This window comes from Stenotrophomonas sp. ZAC14D2_NAIMI4_6 (genome assembly GCF_003086875.1).
Lineage (GTDB): Bacteria > Pseudomonadota > Gammaproteobacteria > Xanthomonadales > Xanthomonadaceae > Stenotrophomonas.
Genome location: NZ_CP025996.1, coordinates 1,203,271 through 1,220,565, shown reverse-complemented (window position 1 = coordinate 1,220,565; position 17,295 = coordinate 1,203,271). Strand labels below are relative to the sequence as shown.

Below are 17,295 nucleotides of genomic sequence, written 5' to 3'. Positions count from 1 at the left end.
GCCAGACTCAGGGCGCCTTGCCCTTGTCCGCCGGCACGCTGGCGCTGGCCGTGGCCCCGCCCAGGCTGCGCGACAGGAAGGCCAGCAGTTTTCCGTAGTACTCGCGCTTGTGTTCCAGCGTGTAGAAGCCGTGGCCTTCGGTCTTGTAGTACAGGCTTTCAACCGGCGTTCCGGCACGCTTGAGCGCCGCTTCCATGCGCTCGGTGTGCTGGATCGGCGCGCGCTTGTCCTCGCCACCGGCGGCCAGGAACACCGGCACCTTGATCTGCGCGGCCAGGTTGACCGGCGATACGGCGCCGAGCTTGGTCGGGTCGCCCAGCCATTCCCGCAGGTAGGTCATGCCCGACTTGCGGTCCTGCACGTCGCCGCGGTTGAACATCATGGGCAGGTCGTACACCCCCACATAGCCGGCCGCGCACTGGTACAGGCCAGGTTCGCGCACGGCGCCCATCATGGCCGAGTACGCGCCGTAGCTGGCGCCGTAGATGCAGATGCGGTCCTTGTTGGCCACGCCCTGGCTGATTGCCCAGCGGGTGGCATCGGTCACGTCGTCCTGCATGGCCTTGCCCCACTGCTCGGCGGCCGCCTGACCGTGGGCACGGCCGTAGTTGCCCGAGCCACGGAAATTGACCTGCAGCACCGCGTAACCGGCCGCGGCCAGCATCTGCGCTTCGCGGTCGTAGCTGCCATCGTCGTAGATGCCAAGCGGCCCGCCATGCGGCATGACCACCATCGGCAGACCACGCCCGTCGCTGCCGTGCGGCACGGTCAGGTAACCGTGCAGCGGCAGGCCGTCGCGGGCCTGCAGCTTGAACGGCTTGACCGACGCGGTCTTTTCCACGTTGATCCAGTCGCTGCGGCTGATCAGGTAATCGGCCTTGCGCGCGGCGATATCGTAGACATAGAAGTCGCCGGGGTTGGAGCCGGACCAGACGCGTACCAGCACCTTGTTGCCATCGCGGGTGCTGGAGGTGATGAAGACCGCCTGGCCGGGGAACGCCGCCTCCAGGCTGCGGTACAGCCGCGCATCGGCCGAGGTCTCATCGAAGAAACGTGTGCGCGGCGTGTCGCCCAGGTACAGCGCGCCGACCGGAATGCGGGTACCGGGGCGGACGATGATGCGGTACGGGTCGACCACCTCGTCGCGCAGCACGGTCTTGCGCTCACGTGTCTGCGGGTTCCAGCTGACGATGGCATCGGGACCGCTGGACTGCTCGCTCTTCAGATAGGCCAGCTGCCCGTCTTCGGAAAAACCAATCGCGGTTTCGATGCGTGCGGACACACTCTCATCGTTCACCAGTGCCCAATCGGTACCGTTGGCCGCGCGGTAGTACAGCTTGTTGACGTTGTCCGTGCCCGCGCCGTGGGCAAAGCGCACCTGGCCCTGCGCATCGGTGGTGAAATCGGCGCGGCGCACCGGCGAACGGGCCACCGTGGCGCGCTTGCCGCTCTGCACGTCCAGGCGCTCGGCGCGGGTGTAGGGATCTTCGCTGAAGGGCCACACCGCGATCACCACGTTGCGGTCGTCGTCCGGCAGGTCGTCGGACAGGAAGGCAGCGATGGCCTCCACCTTCTTCGGCTGGATGCGCGTGCCCGGCCCGTTGCTGGTTACCCGGTAGCCCACCAGCAGTTCGGTACGGCCGCTTTCGGCGTTCATCGACAGCAGTTCGCCGGTGGGCGACGGCTCGTCCAGGCTGCCGAACTTTTCAGCCACGCCGATCAGCAGGCGGGAGTCGTTCACCCAATGGAAATCGGTGGCGTGGTTGTTGCTCGGTGGCCGCATGCTGCTGACCACCGAATTGTCCGATGACCGCAGGATCGCCAGCGCGGTGAAATCCTCGCCCGGCACGGTCGTGGCGTAGTACTGGCCACTGGGTGAAATCTTCAGATCGCCGAACGCCTCCTGGCGCACGAACGCATCCACATCGACTGCCATTGCCTTCCCCGGCAACAGCACGGCTGCCACCAGGGCAGCCAGCAAGCACTTGCGCATCCTTCCCCCTTGAAGCGGACACCCTGTCCGCATCGCCGATTCTAGGCATGGCCGATTCCTGCCCGCCAGTGCTGGCGGCGACAAAAAAAAGACGGCACCGTTGCCGGTGCCGCCATGGCCACTACCTTGGAGAGAGAGTCAGGACGTGGGTTCGGGGGGCGTGCGCGGTGGGTCAGTGGACCCCGCGCACCGCCAGGGTCAGGGCCAGGATGCTGAGGATCACGGCGATGGTGCCGTCCAGTACCCGCCAGGTGCTGGGCTTGGTGAACAGCGGTGCCAGCAGGCGCGCGCCCAGGCCCTGCGCGGTCAGCCACAGGCAGCTGGCGGTCACCACGCCGGCGGCGAAGGCCATGCGTGCATTGCCGAAGTTTTCGGCAATCGAACCGATCACCATCATGTCCAGCCAGAAGTGCGGATTGATCAGCGAGAAACCGACTGCCGCCATCAGCACCGCACGGCGGCTGCCGTCATCACTGTCGGCCTCGCCCATGCCACCGCCACCGGCGAAGGCACGGCGCGCGGACTTCATGGCGTACCAGGCCAGGAAGGCCACACCGGTCCACAGCACCGCGGTGGTCAGCCACGGCAGCGCCGTGGTGAGGGTGCGCAGGCCGGCCACGCTGGCGAAGATGAAGAACGCATCGATGGCCGCGCAGGTGGCGACCACCGGCACGATGTGCTTGCGCAGGATGCCCTGGCGCAGGATGAAGGCGCTCTGCGCACCGACCACGGCGAACAGGCCGATGCCGGTGGCTGCACCAGAGAACCAGGCACCGAGGCCGGTGCTGGCGGAGATGACCGAGAACATGGGATTCACTGCCTTGTCTTGCTGGGGGGGACGGTGCCTCGCGAAGGCGGACAGCACCGGTACGAGCGCCATTGTCGCGCCGCAACATTAAGAAGACGAGCTAAACTTACTAAACCAACATTAGCGGAGCTTAATCGGATGCGTATCGATCACGCCCAGCTGCGGGCCCTGGCCGCGGTGATCCGCGAAGGCAGCTTCGACCGCGCCGCACAGGCGCTCAATGTCACCCCATCGGCCATTTCGCAGCGGGTAAAGGCACTGGAAGACCGCATCGGCCGCCTGCTGGTGAAGCGCGGCACCCCGGCCACCGCCACCGCCGAAGGCCAGTTGCTGGTGCAGCTGGCCGAACAGACCGCCCTGCTGGAGCACGACGCGCTGCACCGCATGGGCCTGGCCGACGAGGACCTGCCGCAGGCCAGCATTCCGGTGGCGGTGAACCATGACAGCCTGGAAACCTGGTTTCCGCAGGCTGCGCACGCCTTTGCCCAGGGCACCGGCACCACCCTGGACCTGCGCGTGGAAGACCAGGACCACACCGTGGAACTGCTGCGCCAGGGCACGGTGCTGGGCGCGGTGACCACGCTGGACGAACCGGTGCAGGGCTGCCAGATCCATGCGCTGGGCAGCATCCGCTACGCCGCCACCTGCACACCGGAGTTCCGCGAGCAGCATTTCGCCAAGGGCGTGACCGCGCAGGCACTGGCGCAGGCGCCGGTGCTGGTGTTCAACCGCAAGGACGACATGCAGGCCCGGTTCGCCCGGCGCATGGCTGGCGACGAGCTGCCCAGCACCGCGCCGACCTGGTGGATTCCCTCCACCCGCGCGTTCGTGCAGGCCAACCTGGGCGGCCTGGGCTGGACCATGAACCCGCTGCCGCTGGTGAAGCGGCACCTGGATGCCGGCCGCCTGGTCTACGTGCGCCAGCGCGCCTGGGAAGACGTGCCGCTGTACTGGCAGCACTGGAAGGGCGATGTACAGACCATGGCCCTGCTGACCCGCGCCGTGCTGGAGGCATCGACCGCACTGGTGCGGCGGAAGCGCTGAGGCGGCAGGGCTGCGTATCCACCCATGGGGTGGATCTACGGGAACGGCCCGGGGTCGGATCCCGTTGCTGCGCAACGGGCTCTGACCCCATTCTGCGGGGCCTTTTTCTGTGCCAGCATCGCGGCAACCGACCTTGAGGGGCTGGGCGATGGGGACCGATCCGCTGTTCCTGCATATCCGCGTGGTGATGGGCATCATCCTGGGCCTGTCGATCACCACCCTGCTGAAGGGGCTGGCGCAGATCATCGAGCACCCGCAGCGACGGGGCTGCTCGGCCTTGCACTTGTGCTGGGTGGCGTGGACCCTGGTGTCGCTGGTCACGTTCTGGTGGTGGGAATTCCGCCTGATCGAAGTGCACCGCTGGACGTTTGAAACCTATCTGTTCGTGATCGCCTACAGCGCCACCTGGTTCCTGCTGTGCGCGCTGCTGTTTCCCGACGACCTGCGCGACTACGGCAGCTACGGGCACTATCTGCTGCAGCGCCGGCGCTGGATCTTCGGCGTGATCGCGGTGCTGACGCTGCTCGATCTGGTGGACACGGCGATCAAGGGGCGCAGCCGCTGGCAGTTGCTGGGCGAGGCCTATCCACTGCATTCGGCGCTGATGCTGGTGGTCTGCGTGCTGGGCTGGAACCTGCGCAGCGCGCGCGCGCACTTGCTGCTGGCCGCGGTGGCGCTGGTTTACCAGGTTGTCTATTTCGCGGCGGAATACTTCACCATTGGCAGTGATTGAAGGGATCCGCCAGGTATGGCCTGGCGCTACCGTTCGTGGCCAATGCCTCCGCCAGGCATGGCCCGGCGCTACCAAAGGAACAGACATGACGATCCACTACCGCCCTGCCCGGCCCGATGATGCGGCCGCCTGCATCGATCTGCGCGGGCGTACCCGCGAGAACGCCTTCAGTGCGGCGCAACTGGCCGAGCTGGGCATCACCGCCGAGAGCTGGGCCGAGGGCATTGCACAAGGCGACTTCATCGGCCGCATCGCCGAGGACAACGGCACTACGGTCGGCTACGGCTTTGCCGACCGTGACAGCGGCGAAGTGCTGGTGCTGGCCCTGCTGCCGGAGTACGAAGGCCGCGGCATCGGCCAGCGATTGCTGCAGGAAGTAATCGAACTCGCGCGCGCTGCCGGGCACGGCCGGCTGTTCCTGGCCTGTTCGGCCGATCCCCGCTCGCGCTCGTACGGGTTCTACCGCCACCTGGGCTGGCGAGCCACCGGCGAGGTGGACGAGGCCGGGGACGAAATCCTGGAGCTCGTCTGAGGGGCGTGGCCCGGCGCTACCGCGCCGGGGCGGCCGGATGCTGCGTTGCACCAAATCCGGACCCGAAAGGGTTAGAATCCGCCCCTTGGATGCTGCAAGGCGTTGTTTCTTCACGCCCTTTCCCTACCCGGCGCGCATCCTGAACCCCTTCCCCACGCCATAAGTCACCCCCATGAAGAAATTTGGCAAGGCCCTTCTCGCCCTGCTCGTGCTGCTGTTGCTGGTAGCCGCGCTGTTCCTGTACTGGCCGCTGACCCAGCGCTCGGTGCCGGCGGCGAGCAACGACAAACCCGTCGACGTCGTCCTGGTCGGCGGCGGCATCATGAGCATCACCCTGGCCACCTACCTGCAGGAACTGCAGCCAGACTGGAACATCCAGGTCTATGAACGCCTGGACGGCGTGGCCAACGAAAGCTCGGACGGCTGGAACAACGCCGGCACCGGCCATTCGGCCTTCGCCGAACTGAACTACACCCCGGAACTGCCCGATGGCAGCATCGAGACCAAGCGCGCGGTCGGCATTGCCGAAAGCTTCGAGGTCTCGCGCCAGTTCTGGTCGCACCAGGTGAAGGAAGGGCGGCTGAGCCAGCCCAGCGACTTCATCAACCCGACCCCGCACATGAGCTTCGTCTGGGGCGATGACAACATTGCCTACCTGCACAAGCGCCAGCAGGCGCTGGTGAAGAACCCGCTGTTCTACGGCATGCAGTACTCGGAAGATCCGGCGCAGATCAAGCAGTGGGCCCCGCTGCTGATGGAAGGCCGCGACCCGAAGCAGAAGGTGGCCGCCACCTGGATGCCGCTGGGCACCGACGTCAACTTTGGCGTGATCACCCGCCAGCTGACCGCCGGCCTGCAGCGCAGCCCGAACTTCACGCTGCACCTGAACCATGAAGTGAGCGCGCTGCGGCAGAACGCCGACAAGAGCTGGAACGTGACGGTGAAGGACCTGAAGGCCAACACCGAAACCACCACCCATGCCCGCTTCGTCTTCATCGGTGCCGGTGGCGCCGCGCTGAAGCTGCTGCAGATGTCCGGCATTCCCGAATCGAAGGATTACGCCGGCTTCCCGGTGGGCGGCCAGTTCCTGGCCTTCCAGGGCCAGGACGTGACTTCGCGCCACGGCGTGAAGGCCTACGGCATGGCCGAAACCGGTTCGCCGCCGATGTCGGTGCCGCACCTGGATGCGCGCAAGCTGGATGGCAAGCCGGTGGTGCTGTTTGGCCCGTTCGCGCTGTACAGCACCAAGTTCCTGAAGCACGGCTCGTGGTGGGACCTGTATTCGTCGGTGAACCACAACAACGTCGGCCCGATGCTGGAAGTGGGCAAGGACAACCTGGACCTGGTGCAGTACCTGATGGCCCAGGCACGCCTGAACGACGCCGATCGCCAGGCCGAGCTGGTGAAGTACTTCCCCAACGCCAAGCCGGGCGACTGGAAGCTGATCACCGCTGGCCAGCGCGTGCAGATCATCAAGCGCGACCCGTTGAAGGGCCCGGTGCTGCAGTTCGGCACCGAGATCGTGACCGACAAGGACCACACCATCGCCGCGCTGCTGGGTGCTTCGCCGGGCGCGTCGACCTCGCCGCCGATCATGCTGGACCTGATGGCCAAGGCCTTCCCCGAACAGATGAAGGCCGGCTGGGAAGCCCGCCTGCGCGAGATCGTGCCGTCGTACGGCCGCAAGTTGAATGAAAGCGCCGCGCTGACCAACGAGATCCGCACGCTGACCAGCCAGACCCTGCACCTTCCCTACCTGGAAGTGCCGGCCGATGCTGCGGCCGCCCCGGCAGCCGTGCCGGCGGCCACGCCGGCCCCGGCGGCGGCGAAGGAAAATCGCAACGCCAACGAGGAACTGCAGGCGCTGTAAGCCAGGCATTTCCCATGCAGTAGAAACGGACGGCCGCCTTCGGGTGGCCGTTCGCGTTTGTCGGCCGGGAAGGGGTCAGAGCCCTTTGCCGGGGGCAAAGGGATCTGACCCTGGGGTCGGACCCCGGCGCCGCAGGCGCAGGGCTCTGACCCCGCCGAAGGCCCGATCATTGTCACGAATTGTAATGTTGTTAAGAACGATTTACATTTGCACCCCGCGCAACTCACCTGCGCCCTCCCGCAGATGGACCTGACCCCGCCCGATGCCGCCGCTCGGGTGCCGGATGACTGTTGCCGCCCACCCTTTCCCTTCCCGCCCCGAGCCCTCCATGTCCCTCTACGCTTCCCGCCTGCCCCGCCGCGCGCCGCTGTCGGCCGCGCTGCTGTCCGTCCTGATCCTGTCGGCGCCCTCGGCGTTCGCCGCCGATGCCGGCGCTGATGCGTCCGACGCCAAGACCCTGGACAAGGTGAGCGTGCGTGCCGACAAGGCCGCCCCGGCCAGCACCACGCGCCTGCCGATCACCCTGCAGGAAACCCCGCAGTCGTCCACCGTGATCGGCCTGCAGCGCCTGCAGGACGAATCGCTGTTCAGCATCAACGACGTGATGCGCAACGTGACCGGCGTCAGCGTGTCCTTCTATGACACCCAGCGCCCGCTGTACTACGCGCGCGGTTTCGCCATCACCGACTTCCAGGTCGATGGCATTCCCACCTACAGCGGCTCGACCAACCAGGAATACGACACCGCCTTCTACGACCGCGTGGAAGTGATCCGCGGTGCCAACGGCCTGCTCAGTGGCGCCGGTGTGCCGTCGGCCACGGTGAACCTGCTGCGCAAGCGCCCGGGCAAGGAGTTCGATGCCTCGTTCGCAGTCAGTGCCGGCAGCTGGGACTACCGCCGCATGGAAGCGGACGTGAACGCGCCGCTGACCAGCGACGGCCGGTTCCGCAGCCGTGTGGTCGCCGCCTACACCGATCGTGATTTCTATTACGACCGCTACAAAGAAAACAAGATGGCCGGCATGGCCGTGCTGGAAGGCGATGTGACCGACAGCACCACGGTCACTCTGGGCTACCAGACCCAGGACAACAACCCGGTGGGTTCCACCTGGGGCACCGTGCCGTTCTTCGACAGCCAGGGCAACTTCGCCCACCTGCCGCGCTCGACCAACCTGTCGCCGAAGTGGAGCTACTGGCAGCGCGAGACCAGCACCGTGTTCGCCAACCTGGAACAGCGTTTCGGCGACGACTGGCTGCTGAAGATCAACACCGCCTACACCCGCGGCAACGTGCAGAACGTGCGCCTGTACGGTACCGGCAACCCGAACCCGGCCACCGGTTCGGGCATCTTCCTGCGCGCCGCCGCCGGCGATGCCGAAGACACCCGTCGCAACATTGATGCCTACCTGACCGGCACGTTCGAGCTGTTCAACCAGCAGCACGACCTGACCTTCGGCGCGCAGTGGGCCGACCTGGAAGCGACCACCAACACCACCACGCTGAACTTCCCGACCGACTGGGCACGCTGCGGCAGCGAACGCTGCTACTACATTCCCAACGTGTACGACTGGAACGGCGATATTTCCGAAGTGACCTACACCCGCACCGGTGCGCGCCGCGTGGCCAAGACCACCCAGAGCGGCGTGTACCTGGCCGCGCGCCTGCACCTGGCCGAGCCGCTTTCGCTGATCGCCGGCGCACGCCTGAGCCGCTGGGAAACCCGTACCCGCGCATTCAACGCGGCCGGCAACTACACCGGCACCAGCGGCGCCTACAAGGTGAGCGATGAAGTGACCCCGTACGTGGGCCTGGTCTTCGACATCACCCCGAATGTCTCTGCGTATGCCAGCTACACCGAAATCTTCAATCCGCAGAACTACAAGGACAAGAACGAGAACCTGCTGGCGCCGGTGCAGGGTTCGAACCTGGAAGCGGGCCTGAAGACCCAGTGGTTCGACGGCCGCCTGACCGCCAATGCCGCGGTGTTCGAGGCCAAGCAGGACAACTACGCGGTGCGCGACATGAGCGTGCCGGACGGTTCGCTCAGCGATGGCAGCTCGGCCTATATCGGCGTGAACGGCACCAAGGCGCGTGGCTGGGAAATGGACGTGAACGGCGAGATCCTGCCGGGCTGGACCGTCAACGCCGGCTTTACCCACGTGAAGGTGACCCGCGCGGCCACCGACCTGCTGTACGCCAACCCCGCCGAAGACCTGCTGCAGATCAACACCCAGCTGCGCCTGCGCGGCGCACTGGAACGCCTGAGCGTGGGTGCTGGCGTGCAGTGGCAGAGCAAGGTGCAGGGCTACAACATTCCCTACCCGCTGGGTGGCACGGTCACGGTGAACCAGCCGGCCTACGCACTGGTGCAGTTCAACGCCAACTACCGCATCAGCGACAACTGGACGGCCACGCTGAGCGTGCGCAACGCGCTGGACAAGACCTACTGGGCCAACCTGGACTACAACAACTACGGCGAACCGCGCTTCGTGGCCGCCAGCCTGCGCTGGAAGTTCTAAGGCAGGCAGCGGGGTCAGAGCCCTTTCCGCAGGAAAGGGATCTGACCCCATCGCAGCGCCACCACCTGAATGGGCCCGCCTGCGTGCGGGCCCTTCTTTTTTGCTGCACTGCGAGTTGCGGCGCGCTCCGTAATTATGGCGTAATTATTTCCACCGCCATTCGGAAGCCGGTCGATGAACCCGAGCTGGGACACGTTGCAACGCAGCCGCCAGGCCCGCCTGGAACGGGCCGCGCCCTGGGCACGGGGCCGCCAGGTCGCCGCCGCCGATGTCGCCGACCTGCTGCATGCCCTGCTGGAACCGGGCGACAAGGTCTGCCTGGAGGGCAACAACCAGAAGCAGGCCGATTTCCTGGCCCAGGCGCTGGCCGACCTGGACCCGGCGCGGGTGCACGACCTGCACATGGTGCAGTCGGTGCTGTCCCTGCCCTCGCACCTGGATGTGTTCGAGCGCGGCATCGCCTCGAAACTGGACTTCTCGTTCTCCGGCCCGCAGTCGGTGCGGCTGGCCAACCTGGTGGCCGAAGGGCGCATCCAGATCGGTGCCATCCACACCTACCTGGAACTTTTCGGCCGCTACTTCATCGACCTGACCCCGCGCGTGGCCCTGGTGGCCGCGCAGGCCGCCGACCGCCACGGCAACCTGTACACCGGCCCGAACACCGAAGACACCCCGGTGATCGTCGAAGCCACCGCATTCGGCGGCGGCATCGTGATCGCCCAGGTCAACGAAATCGTCGACACCCTCCCCCGCGTCGATATTCCCGCTGACTGGGTCAACTTCGTGGTGCAGGCACCGCGGCCGAACCACATCGAACCGCTGTTCACCCGCGATCCGGCGCAGATTTCCGAAATCCAGGTGCTGATGGCGATGATGGCCATCAAGGGCATCTACGCCGAGTACGGGGTGAACCGCCTCAACCACGGCATCGGCTTCGATACCGCCGCGATCGAACTGCTGCTGCCCACCTATGCCGAATCACTGGGCCTGAAGGGAAAGATCTGCCAGCACTGGGCACTGAACCCGCACCCGGCACTGATTCCGGCCATTGAATCGGGCTTCGTCAAATCGGTGCACTCCTTCGGTTCGGAACTGGGCATGGAGAAGTACATCGCTGCCCGTGGCGATGTGTTCTTCACCGGTGCCGACGGCTCGATGCGCTCCAACCGCGCGTTCTCGCAGACCGCCGGCCTGTACGCGTGTGACATGTTCATCGGTTCGACCCTGCAGGTCGACCTGCAGGGCAACAGCTCCACCGCCACCCGCGACCGCATTGCCGGCTTCGGCGGTGCGCCGAACATGGGGTCGGATGCACGTGGCCGCCGCCATGCCAGCGATGCCTGGATCAAGGCCGGCCAGCAGGCCGCGCGGCCCGGCGAAATGCCGCGCGGGCGCAAGCTGGTGGTGCAGATGGTGGAAACCTTCCGCGAACACATGGCACCGGCCTTCGTTGAACGCCTGGATGCCTGGGAACTGGCCGAGCGCGCAGACATGCCGCTGCCGCCGGTGATGATCTACGGCGACGATGTCAGCCACGTACTGACCGAAGAAGGCATTGCCAACCTGCTGCTGTGCCGCACGCCGGAGGAACGCGAACAGGCGATCCGCGGCGTGGCCGGCTACACCGCGGTGGGCCTGGGCCGCGACCGCGCAATGGTGGAAAACCTGCGCGACCGCGGCGTGATCCAGCGCCCGGATGACCTGGGCATCAACGTGCGCGATGCCAGCCGCGACCTGTTGGCGGCGCGTTCGGTGAAGGATCTGGTGCGCTGGTCCGGCGGCCTGTACGACCCGCCCAAGCGCTTCCGCAACTGGTAAGGGACAGAGCATGGAAACCCTCGACTATCGATTCGACGGCAGCCGGCCGGTGCAGTTCCCGCACGATGCGGTGCTGGTGGGCGTACTGGCCTCGGGCAATCTGGAAATCCTGCTGGAGCCGGCAGCACAGGACGGCGCGATGACCGTGCGCGTGATCACCGCAGCGCAGGGCTTTGGCACCATCTGGCAGGCGGTGATCGCCGATTTCGCCCAGCGCCACCCGCTGCGTGACGTGCGGGTGTCGATCAACGATGCCGGCGCGACCCCTGCGGTGGTCAGCCTGCGCCTGGACCAGGCAGTGGAAACCCTGCTGGGCGGAGGCACGCCATGATCCCGTTGCAACGCCACAGCTATTACGAAGCCGATGCGCGCGGGCGGATTGCCGGCCTGGTCGATGCCGGTTCCTTCCACGAATTCCTGGGCCCCACCCGGCGGGTGATGAGCCCGCACCTGGCCCAGCTCGACCAGCCGGCCGCCTTCGACGATGGCATCGTGGTGGGCGAAGCCACGCTGCAGGGCAAGCGCGTACTGCTGGCCGCGCAGCAGGGCGAGTTCATGGGCGGCGGCGTGGGCGAAGTGCACGGCGCCAAGCTGACCGGACTGCTGCGGCGCGCGGCGCAGACGCTCCCGGACGGCGTGCTGTTGCTGCTCGACACCGGCGGCGTGCGCCTGCATGAGGCCAACGCCGGGCTGATCGCCATTTCCGAAATCATGCGCGCCACCCTGGACGCGCGCGCGGCAGGGGTACCGGTGATCGCATTGATCGGCAGCGGCAACGGCGCGTTCGGCGGCATGGGCATCGTCGCCCGCTGCTGCACGACGGTGGTCATGTCCGAAGAAGGCCGGTTGTCGCTGTCCGGACCGGAAGTGATTGAAACCGTACGCGGCGTGGAAGAGTTCGACGCACGCGACCGCGCCCTGGTGTGGCGGGTGACCGGCGGCAAGCACCGCTACCTGATCGACCAAGCCCAGGTGCTGGTACCCGATTCCCTGCAGGCCTTCGCGCAGGCCGCCGTGGATGCGCTGCAGGCCGACACCGTCAGCGCCGACACCGAAACGGCGCTGGGCGCGCTGCAGGCACGCCACGCCGCATTGAAGGCACGCGTGCAGGCCTGGGGCGAGTGCAACGACGGCCTGCAGGTCTGGGCCCTGCAGGGCATTGCCGAACCGGAGCGTCTGCCGCTGCTGGACACCGCCGACTTCCTTGCCGCCACCGCCCAGCGGAGACTGCCATGACCCCGGCGCTGAACACCCTGCTGGATGCCCTGTTCCCGCGCGGCCATGCCGTTGCCGTGCACGATTCGGTGCTTGCCGGCAGCGCCACCACCGACGATGGCGAGGTGACCGTGATCGGCACCACTGACCGCATCGAAGTGGGCGTTGACCACGCGCTGGCGCTGGCCGACACGGTGCTGGCCAGTACCGCCGCCCACCCGCAGCGGCCGATCGTGATGCTGGCCGATACCGCTGGCCAGCGCCTGGCCCGTCGCGATGAAATGCTGGGCATCAACGGCTACTTCGCCCATCTGGCGCAGACGCTGGACCTGGCACGCCGGCGCGGCGCGCGCCTGGTGACCCTGGTCTATGGCGAATCGGTCAGTGGCGGCTTCCTGTCCTTTGGCCTGATGGCCGATCACATCCATGCCCTGCCCGACGCGCAGGTGCGGGTGATGGACCTGCGCGCGATGGCACGGGTGACCAAGCAGCCGCTGGAAAAGCTGCAGGCGCTCAGCCAGAGCTCGCCGGTGTTCGCACCGGGCGTGGGCAACTATGTGGCGATGGGCGCCGTCGAATCGCTGTGGGACGGTGACCTGGCCCAGCACCTGCTGCAGGCCCTGCGTACCCCTGCCGACGGCGACCGTCGCGCAGCGCTGGGTGCGCAGCGTGGCGGCCGTGCACTGGCCGCCGATGTATCCATTGCGGTGGCCCGCGGCGATGCCTGACCGGCCCACCCGCCACACGCTGGTCTGGCTGTCGGCGCACGCCGATTGGCGGGCCGACGTGGCCGCGTGCGAACCGCGCCTGGCGGCGTGGTTCGCGCAGGGGCTGCCGGCGATGGTGGCGCGGCGTGCGGTGGACGATCCCGACCCGCGGCTGCGGCTGGGCGTGCCGCTGCCGCCCAGCGAGGGCAAGCAGCGGCTGGCGCTGCGGGTACCGCTGCAGGACGTGCAGCGCATGCAGGCACCGCCGGCGCTGGATGAACTTCTGGCCGCTGGCGTGCCCGCCGAGTGGAAGGACGCCCTGCTGGCGCTGGCAGAGATCGCGCCGGCACGCGTGTTTGGCGCCTTCGCCTGGCAGCACCTGAGCGGCCTGCCCTACGTGCACGCCGGCTCGGACATCGATCTGCTGTGGCAGGTGGATGTGAGCGCGCAGGCCGAGACCCTGGTCGATCACCTGCAGGCGTGGGAGCGTGCGCAGGGCCGCCGGGTGGATGGCGAACTGTGCCTGGCCGACGGCGGCGCAGTGAACTGGCGCGAGTACGCCGGTGGCAGCCGCCAGGTGCTGGTCAAGCGCCTGCACGGCGCCGCGCTGGAACCGCGCGAGCGCCTGTTCGTTGCCACCGGAGTGGCCGCATGAGCGCATTGGCTCACGTGGCGCCACCTGTTGCGCGCCGTATCGACAGCGCGCGCCTGGGCCGCCTGGCCATCGCCAGCCTGCACGCCGAACTGGCGTGCGCGCCCAAGCCGGGCCTGGTGACCCCCTTCAGCACCGGCAGCCACGACGACATGGATGCCGGCACGTTCCTGCGCAGCCTGTTCGCGCTGCGCCACTACTTCACCGACATTGCCCGCGCGGGCGCGGACGATGCGCCGTTTGCACGCTTGCGCACGCTCGGCATCGGCGCGGAAGCGGCCATGCTGCATGCCACCGGCGGCATCAACACCCATCGCGGTGCCATCTTCAGCCTGGGCCTGCTGGTGGCCGCTGCGGCACGCTGCCACCGCCAGCACGGACACGCCGTGCCCGCTGCGCAGGTCTGCCTGGCGGTACAGCACTGGGCCAGCGATCTTGCCGCTGCGCCGCTGGATGCCGGCAGCCCCGGCCAGCGCGCGCGCCTGCGCCATGGCGTGCCGGGCGTTCGCGAACAGGCCGCCGCCGGTTACCCGCTGCTGCGCGAGCTGGCCGTGCCCACCCTGCGCCACGCCCTGCACGCGGGCCTGCCGCGCGATGCAGCGCTGTGCCAGACCCTGATGCAGCTGGTTGCACGCGTGGATGACCTGAACCTGCTGCACCGCGGCGGTGCCGACGGCCTGGCGTGGGCGCAGCAGCAGGCACGCGGTTTTGTTGATGGCGGCGGTGCGTTCGCCGCTGGTTGGCAGGCACGCCTGCACCGCATCGGCGAGGGTTTCGTGGCGCGTCGCCTGAGCCCCGGTGGCAGTGCCGATCTGCTGGCCTGCAGCTGGTTCCTGCTGCAGCAGGAGGGCGCATGAGCCTGGCCCTGCTCTGCCCCGGACAAGGCGCGCAGCACGCGGCGATGTTTGATCGCGTGCGCGACCTGCCTGCTGCGGGTGATGTGCTGGATGCCGCGCAGGCGGTGCTGGGCCGCGATGCCGTTGCGGCCGCCGCCGATGAGGCACGCTTCGACAACGCACTGGCGCAGCCGCTGCTGTGTGCGGCCACGCTGGCGCACTGGCAGGGCCTGCGCGATGCGCTGCCGACACCGCTGCTGGTGGCCGGCTACAGCATCGGCGAGCTGGCGGCGCATGCGGTGGCCGACAGCCTGGATGCCCGCGCCTGCCTTCACCTGGCGGCCCGCCGCGCGCAGCTGATGGACGCTGCCAGCCCGGCCGACAGCGGCCTGCTGGCGGTGCTGGGCTTGCAGCGGCAAACACTGCAGGCACTGTGCGATGCACACACCGTGCACATCGCCATCGCCAATGGCGCCGATCACTTCGTCGTGGGCGGAACGCAGGCGTCACTGCACGCACTGGCTGCTGCCGCGCGCGCGCAGGGTGCAGAGGTGCGCGTGCTGCCGGTGCATGTGGCCGCGCACACGCCGCTGCTTGCAGCCGCTGTCGCACCGTTCGCCACGGCGCTGGAGGCGGCGGCGGTGCGCGCGCCAACGCTACCGGTGCTGGCCGGCATTGATGCGCGCCCGGTGCGTGATCGCGCGGCGGTGATCCACACCTTGTCGGCACAGCTGGCACAGACCATCGAATGGGCACAGGTGATGCGCCAGGCCTTCGAGCGTGGCGCGCGGGTATTCCTGCAGCTGGGCCCGGGCACGGCGCTGGCGCGCATGGTGACCGCGTCCTACCCCTGCTGCCAGGTGCGCGCGGTGGAAGAGTTCCAGGGCCTGGACGGTGCAGCGGCATGGGTCCGCAACGCGCTGGACCGGCAGCAGTAACGGGTTCGAGCAGTACGTAGCACGCAGCATGCAGTACGACGCCTTACCCCGGGATGGCGGGTCTCCATCCGAGCTGTACCGCGAGTCACGTGTCTGGGAGGGCGCATGAGTCCACAAATCGCAACGATCATCGGCCTGGTGATCATGTTCATCGTCGCCACCGCCATGCCGATCAACATGGGCGCCGTGGCCTTCGCGCTGGCCTTCATCATCGGCGGTCTCTGGGTCGACATGGGCGGCAAGGAAGTGCTTGCCGGCTTCCCCGGCGACCTGTTCCTGACCCTGGTCGGCATTACCTACCTGTTCGCCATCGCGCAGAAGAACGGCACCATCGACCTGCTGGTGCATTGGGCAGTGAAAGCGGTGCGCGGCCATATCGTGGCCATTCCGTGGGTGATGTTCGTCATCACCGCCGTGCTGACCGCCTTCGGTGCGCTGGGCCCGGCCGCGGTGGCGATCATCGGCCCGGTCGCGCTGCGCTTTGCCAAGCAGTACAACATCAACCCGTTGATGATGGGCCTGCTGGTGATCCATGGCGCGCAGGCCGGCGGCTTCTCGCCCATCAGCGTGTACGGCAGCATCACCAACGGCGTGGTGCAGAAGGCCGGCCTGGAAGTGACCGAAATGGCGGTGTTCCTGACCAGCCTGGGCTTCAACTTCATGATGGCCATCATCTGCTTCGTGGCGTTCGGCGGCATCGCCCTGCTGCGCCGCGGCTCGATCACCGCCACCGGCGGTGTGGGTACGGCGGAACTGGCGATGGCCGGTGGACCGCAGGCCTCGTCGCGGCAGTTCGCCATTGAAGGCCATGGCGCACTGGTGGCCGCCGGCGGGGGCACGCTGTCCAACGATCCGGTAGCGCTGGAAGCCGTCGGCTTCACCCGCGAACGCCTGTTCACCCTGATCGGCCTGCTGGGCCTGGGCGTGGCCGCGCTGATCTACAACCTCAACGTCGGCCTGGTGTCGATCACCGTGGCCGTGGCGCTGGCGCTGCTGTCGCCGCAGAGCCAGAAGGGCGCGGTCGATGGCATCAGCTGGTCCACCGTGCTGCTGATCTGCGGCGTGGTGACCTATATCGGCGTGCTGGAACATGCTGGCGCGGTGGACTTCATCGGCCATGGAGTTTCCAGCATCGGCATTCCGCTGCTGGGCGCGCTGCTGGTCTGCTACGTGGGCGGCATCGTGTCGGCCTTCGCTTCGTCGGCCGCGGTGCTGGGCGCAACCATTCCGCTGGCCGTGCCGTTCCTGATGCAGGGCCATCTGGGTGCGGCGGGCGTGATCTGCGCGCTGGCGGTTTCGTCCACCATCGTCGATGTCAGCCCGTTCTCGACCAACGGCGCGCTGGTGGTGGCCTCGGCCGCGAAGGAAGAACGCGAAACCCTGTTCCGCCGCTTCCTGGTCTACAGCGGCCTGGTGGTGGTGTTTGGCCCGCTGCTGGCCTGGCTGGTGTTCGTGGTGCCTGGCTGGATGTGAGTAAGGGCGTGGGGCGCCGGACCATTCCGGCGCCCTGCTGCCGGATGGGTTCGACGGGATGGGTTCGGCCGGGCGGATTCGGCTGGGTAGAGTCGACCGTTGGTCGACTATCGCGCGCAGCGCGGGTTTTGCCGGCATCCGTGCGGAAAGCAGTCGAC

General features: G+C 67.6%; 15 protein-coding genes. 13 read left to right on the top strand and 2 right to left on the bottom strand.

Features of this window, described 5'->3' with window-relative positions; genetic code table 11:
- Nucleotides 1-7 precede the first annotated feature (7 nt).
- Both C1933_RS05580 and C1933_RS05575 read right to left on the bottom strand, forming a co-directional pair.
- Nucleotides 8-1,993, bottom strand: a complete 1,986-nt coding sequence (locus C1933_RS05580) for a prolyl oligopeptidase family serine peptidase (RefSeq protein ID WP_108752465.1) — start codon at nt 1,991-1,993, stop codon at nt 8-10.
- A 172-nt stretch (nt 1,994-2,165) separates the two neighbouring features.
- On the bottom strand, nt 2,166-2,801 hold the full coding sequence (locus C1933_RS05575) for a LysE family transporter (protein ID WP_108748912.1): 636 nt from the start codon (nt 2,799-2,801) through the stop codon (nt 2,166-2,168).
- Nucleotides 2,802-2,939: 138 nt separating this feature from the next.
- Here C1933_RS05575 and C1933_RS05570 point away from each other — a divergent pair, with 138 nt between their 5' ends.
- From C1933_RS05570 to C1933_RS05510, 13 genes are all read left to right on the top strand, one after another.
- Nucleotides 2,940-3,845, top strand: a complete 906-nt coding sequence (locus tag C1933_RS05570) for a LysR family transcriptional regulator ArgP (RefSeq protein WP_108752464.1) — start codon at nt 2,940-2,942, stop codon at nt 3,843-3,845.
- A 148-nt stretch (nt 3,846-3,993) separates the two neighbouring features.
- Nucleotides 3,994-4,578 (top strand): hypothetical protein, encoded by a 585-nt coding sequence (locus tag C1933_RS05565; protein WP_108752463.1) that lies wholly within the window; start codon nt 3,994-3,996, stop codon nt 4,576-4,578.
- Between the two features lie 85 nt (nt 4,579-4,663).
- Nucleotides 4,664-5,110, top strand: coding sequence for a GNAT family N-acetyltransferase (locus tag C1933_RS05560; RefSeq protein WP_108752462.1), 447 nt, complete (start codon nt 4,664-4,666; stop codon nt 5,108-5,110).
- 172 nt (nt 5,111-5,282) lie between these two features.
- Complete coding sequence (mqo, locus tag C1933_RS05555) at nt 5,283-6,980, top strand: malate dehydrogenase (quinone) (RefSeq protein ID WP_108752461.1); 1,698 nt, start codon at nt 5,283-5,285, stop codon at nt 6,978-6,980.
- A 328-nt stretch (nt 6,981-7,308) separates the two neighbouring features.
- Complete coding sequence (locus C1933_RS05550; RefSeq protein ID WP_108752460.1) at nt 7,309-9,498, top strand: TonB-dependent siderophore receptor; 2,190 nt, start codon at nt 7,309-7,311, stop codon at nt 9,496-9,498.
- Nucleotides 9,499-9,672: 174 nt separating this feature from the next.
- Nucleotides 9,673-11,316, top strand: coding sequence for a malonate decarboxylase subunit alpha (gene mdcA / locus C1933_RS05545; RefSeq protein ID WP_108752459.1), 1,644 nt, complete (start codon nt 9,673-9,675; stop codon nt 11,314-11,316).
- 10 nt (nt 11,317-11,326) lie between these two features.
- Nucleotides 11,327-11,647, top strand: coding sequence for a malonate decarboxylase acyl carrier protein (gene mdcC, locus C1933_RS05540; protein WP_108752458.1), 321 nt, complete (start codon nt 11,327-11,329; stop codon nt 11,645-11,647).
- Nucleotides 11,644-12,552: a biotin-independent malonate decarboxylase subunit beta gene (locus C1933_RS05535; RefSeq protein ID WP_108752457.1), complete on the top strand. Its 909-nt coding sequence runs from the start codon at nt 11,644-11,646 to the stop codon at nt 12,550-12,552. The genes mdcC and C1933_RS05535 overlap by 4 nt, the downstream gene beginning before the upstream one ends.
- Nucleotides 12,549-13,259, top strand: coding sequence for a biotin-independent malonate decarboxylase subunit gamma (gene mdcE, locus C1933_RS05530; protein ID WP_108752456.1), 711 nt, complete (start codon nt 12,549-12,551; stop codon nt 13,257-13,259). Before C1933_RS05535 ends, mdcE begins: the two co-directional genes overlap by 4 nt.
- Nucleotides 13,252-13,893: a malonate decarboxylase holo-[acyl-carrier-protein] synthase gene (gene mdcG / locus C1933_RS05525; protein WP_108752455.1), complete on the top strand. Its 642-nt coding sequence runs from the start codon at nt 13,252-13,254 to the stop codon at nt 13,891-13,893. Before mdcE ends, mdcG begins: the two co-directional genes overlap by 8 nt.
- On the top strand, nt 13,890-14,747 hold the full coding sequence (gene mdcB / locus C1933_RS05520) for a triphosphoribosyl-dephospho-CoA synthase MdcB (RefSeq protein ID WP_199911418.1): 858 nt from the start codon (nt 13,890-13,892) through the stop codon (nt 14,745-14,747). Before mdcG ends, mdcB begins: the two co-directional genes overlap by 4 nt.
- Nucleotides 14,744-15,664, top strand: a complete 921-nt coding sequence (gene mdcH, locus C1933_RS05515) for a malonate decarboxylase subunit epsilon (protein ID WP_108752454.1) — start codon at nt 14,744-14,746, stop codon at nt 15,662-15,664. The genes mdcB and mdcH overlap by 4 nt, the downstream gene beginning before the upstream one ends.
- Nucleotides 15,665-15,769: 105 nt before the next feature.
- Nucleotides 15,770-17,137, top strand: a complete 1,368-nt coding sequence (locus tag C1933_RS05510) for an SLC13 family permease (RefSeq protein ID WP_108752453.1) — start codon at nt 15,770-15,772, stop codon at nt 17,135-17,137.
- The last annotated feature ends 158 nt before the right edge of the window (nt 17,138-17,295 follow it).

Excerpts from the sequence above, each read along its gene's own strand:
- mqo (WP_108752461.1), top strand. The coding sequence starts at position 5,283 with ATGAAGAAATTTGGCAAGGCCCTTCTCGCCCTGCTCGTGCTGCTGTTG.
- C1933_RS05575 (WP_108748912.1), bottom strand. The coding sequence starts at position 2,801 with ATGTTCTCGGTCATCTCCGCCAGCACCGGCCTCGGTGCCTGGTTCTCT.
- C1933_RS05510 (WP_108752453.1), top strand. The coding sequence starts at position 15,770 with ATGAGTCCACAAATCGCAACGATCATCGGCCTGGTGATCATGTTCATC.
- C1933_RS05550 (WP_108752460.1), top strand. The coding sequence starts at position 7,309 with ATGTCCCTCTACGCTTCCCGCCTGCCCCGCCGCGCGCCGCTGTCGGCC.
- mdcB (WP_199911418.1), top strand. The coding sequence starts at position 13,890 with ATGAGCGCATTGGCTCACGTGGCGCCACCTGTTGCGCGCCGTATCGAC.
- mdcC (WP_108752458.1), top strand. The coding sequence starts at position 11,327 with ATGGAAACCCTCGACTATCGATTCGACGGCAGCCGGCCGGTGCAGTTC.
- C1933_RS05570 (WP_108752464.1), top strand. The coding sequence starts at position 2,940 with ATGCGTATCGATCACGCCCAGCTGCGGGCCCTGGCCGCGGTGATCCGC.
- C1933_RS05560 (WP_108752462.1), top strand. The coding sequence starts at position 4,664 with ATGACGATCCACTACCGCCCTGCCCGGCCCGATGATGCGGCCGCCTGC.
- mdcG (WP_108752455.1), top strand. The coding sequence starts at position 13,252 with ATGCCTGACCGGCCCACCCGCCACACGCTGGTCTGGCTGTCGGCGCAC.
- mdcE (WP_108752456.1), top strand. The coding sequence starts at position 12,549 with ATGACCCCGGCGCTGAACACCCTGCTGGATGCCCTGTTCCCGCGCGGC.
- C1933_RS05535 (WP_108752457.1), top strand. The coding sequence starts at position 11,644 with ATGATCCCGTTGCAACGCCACAGCTATTACGAAGCCGATGCGCGCGGG.
- mdcH (WP_108752454.1), top strand. The coding sequence starts at position 14,744 with ATGAGCCTGGCCCTGCTCTGCCCCGGACAAGGCGCGCAGCACGCGGCG.
- C1933_RS05565 (WP_108752463.1), top strand. The coding sequence starts at position 3,994 with ATGGGGACCGATCCGCTGTTCCTGCATATCCGCGTGGTGATGGGCATC.
- C1933_RS05580 (WP_108752465.1), bottom strand. The coding sequence starts at position 1,993 with ATGCGCAAGTGCTTGCTGGCTGCCCTGGTGGCAGCCGTGCTGTTGCCG.
- mdcA (WP_108752459.1), top strand. The coding sequence starts at position 9,673 with ATGAACCCGAGCTGGGACACGTTGCAACGCAGCCGCCAGGCCCGCCTG.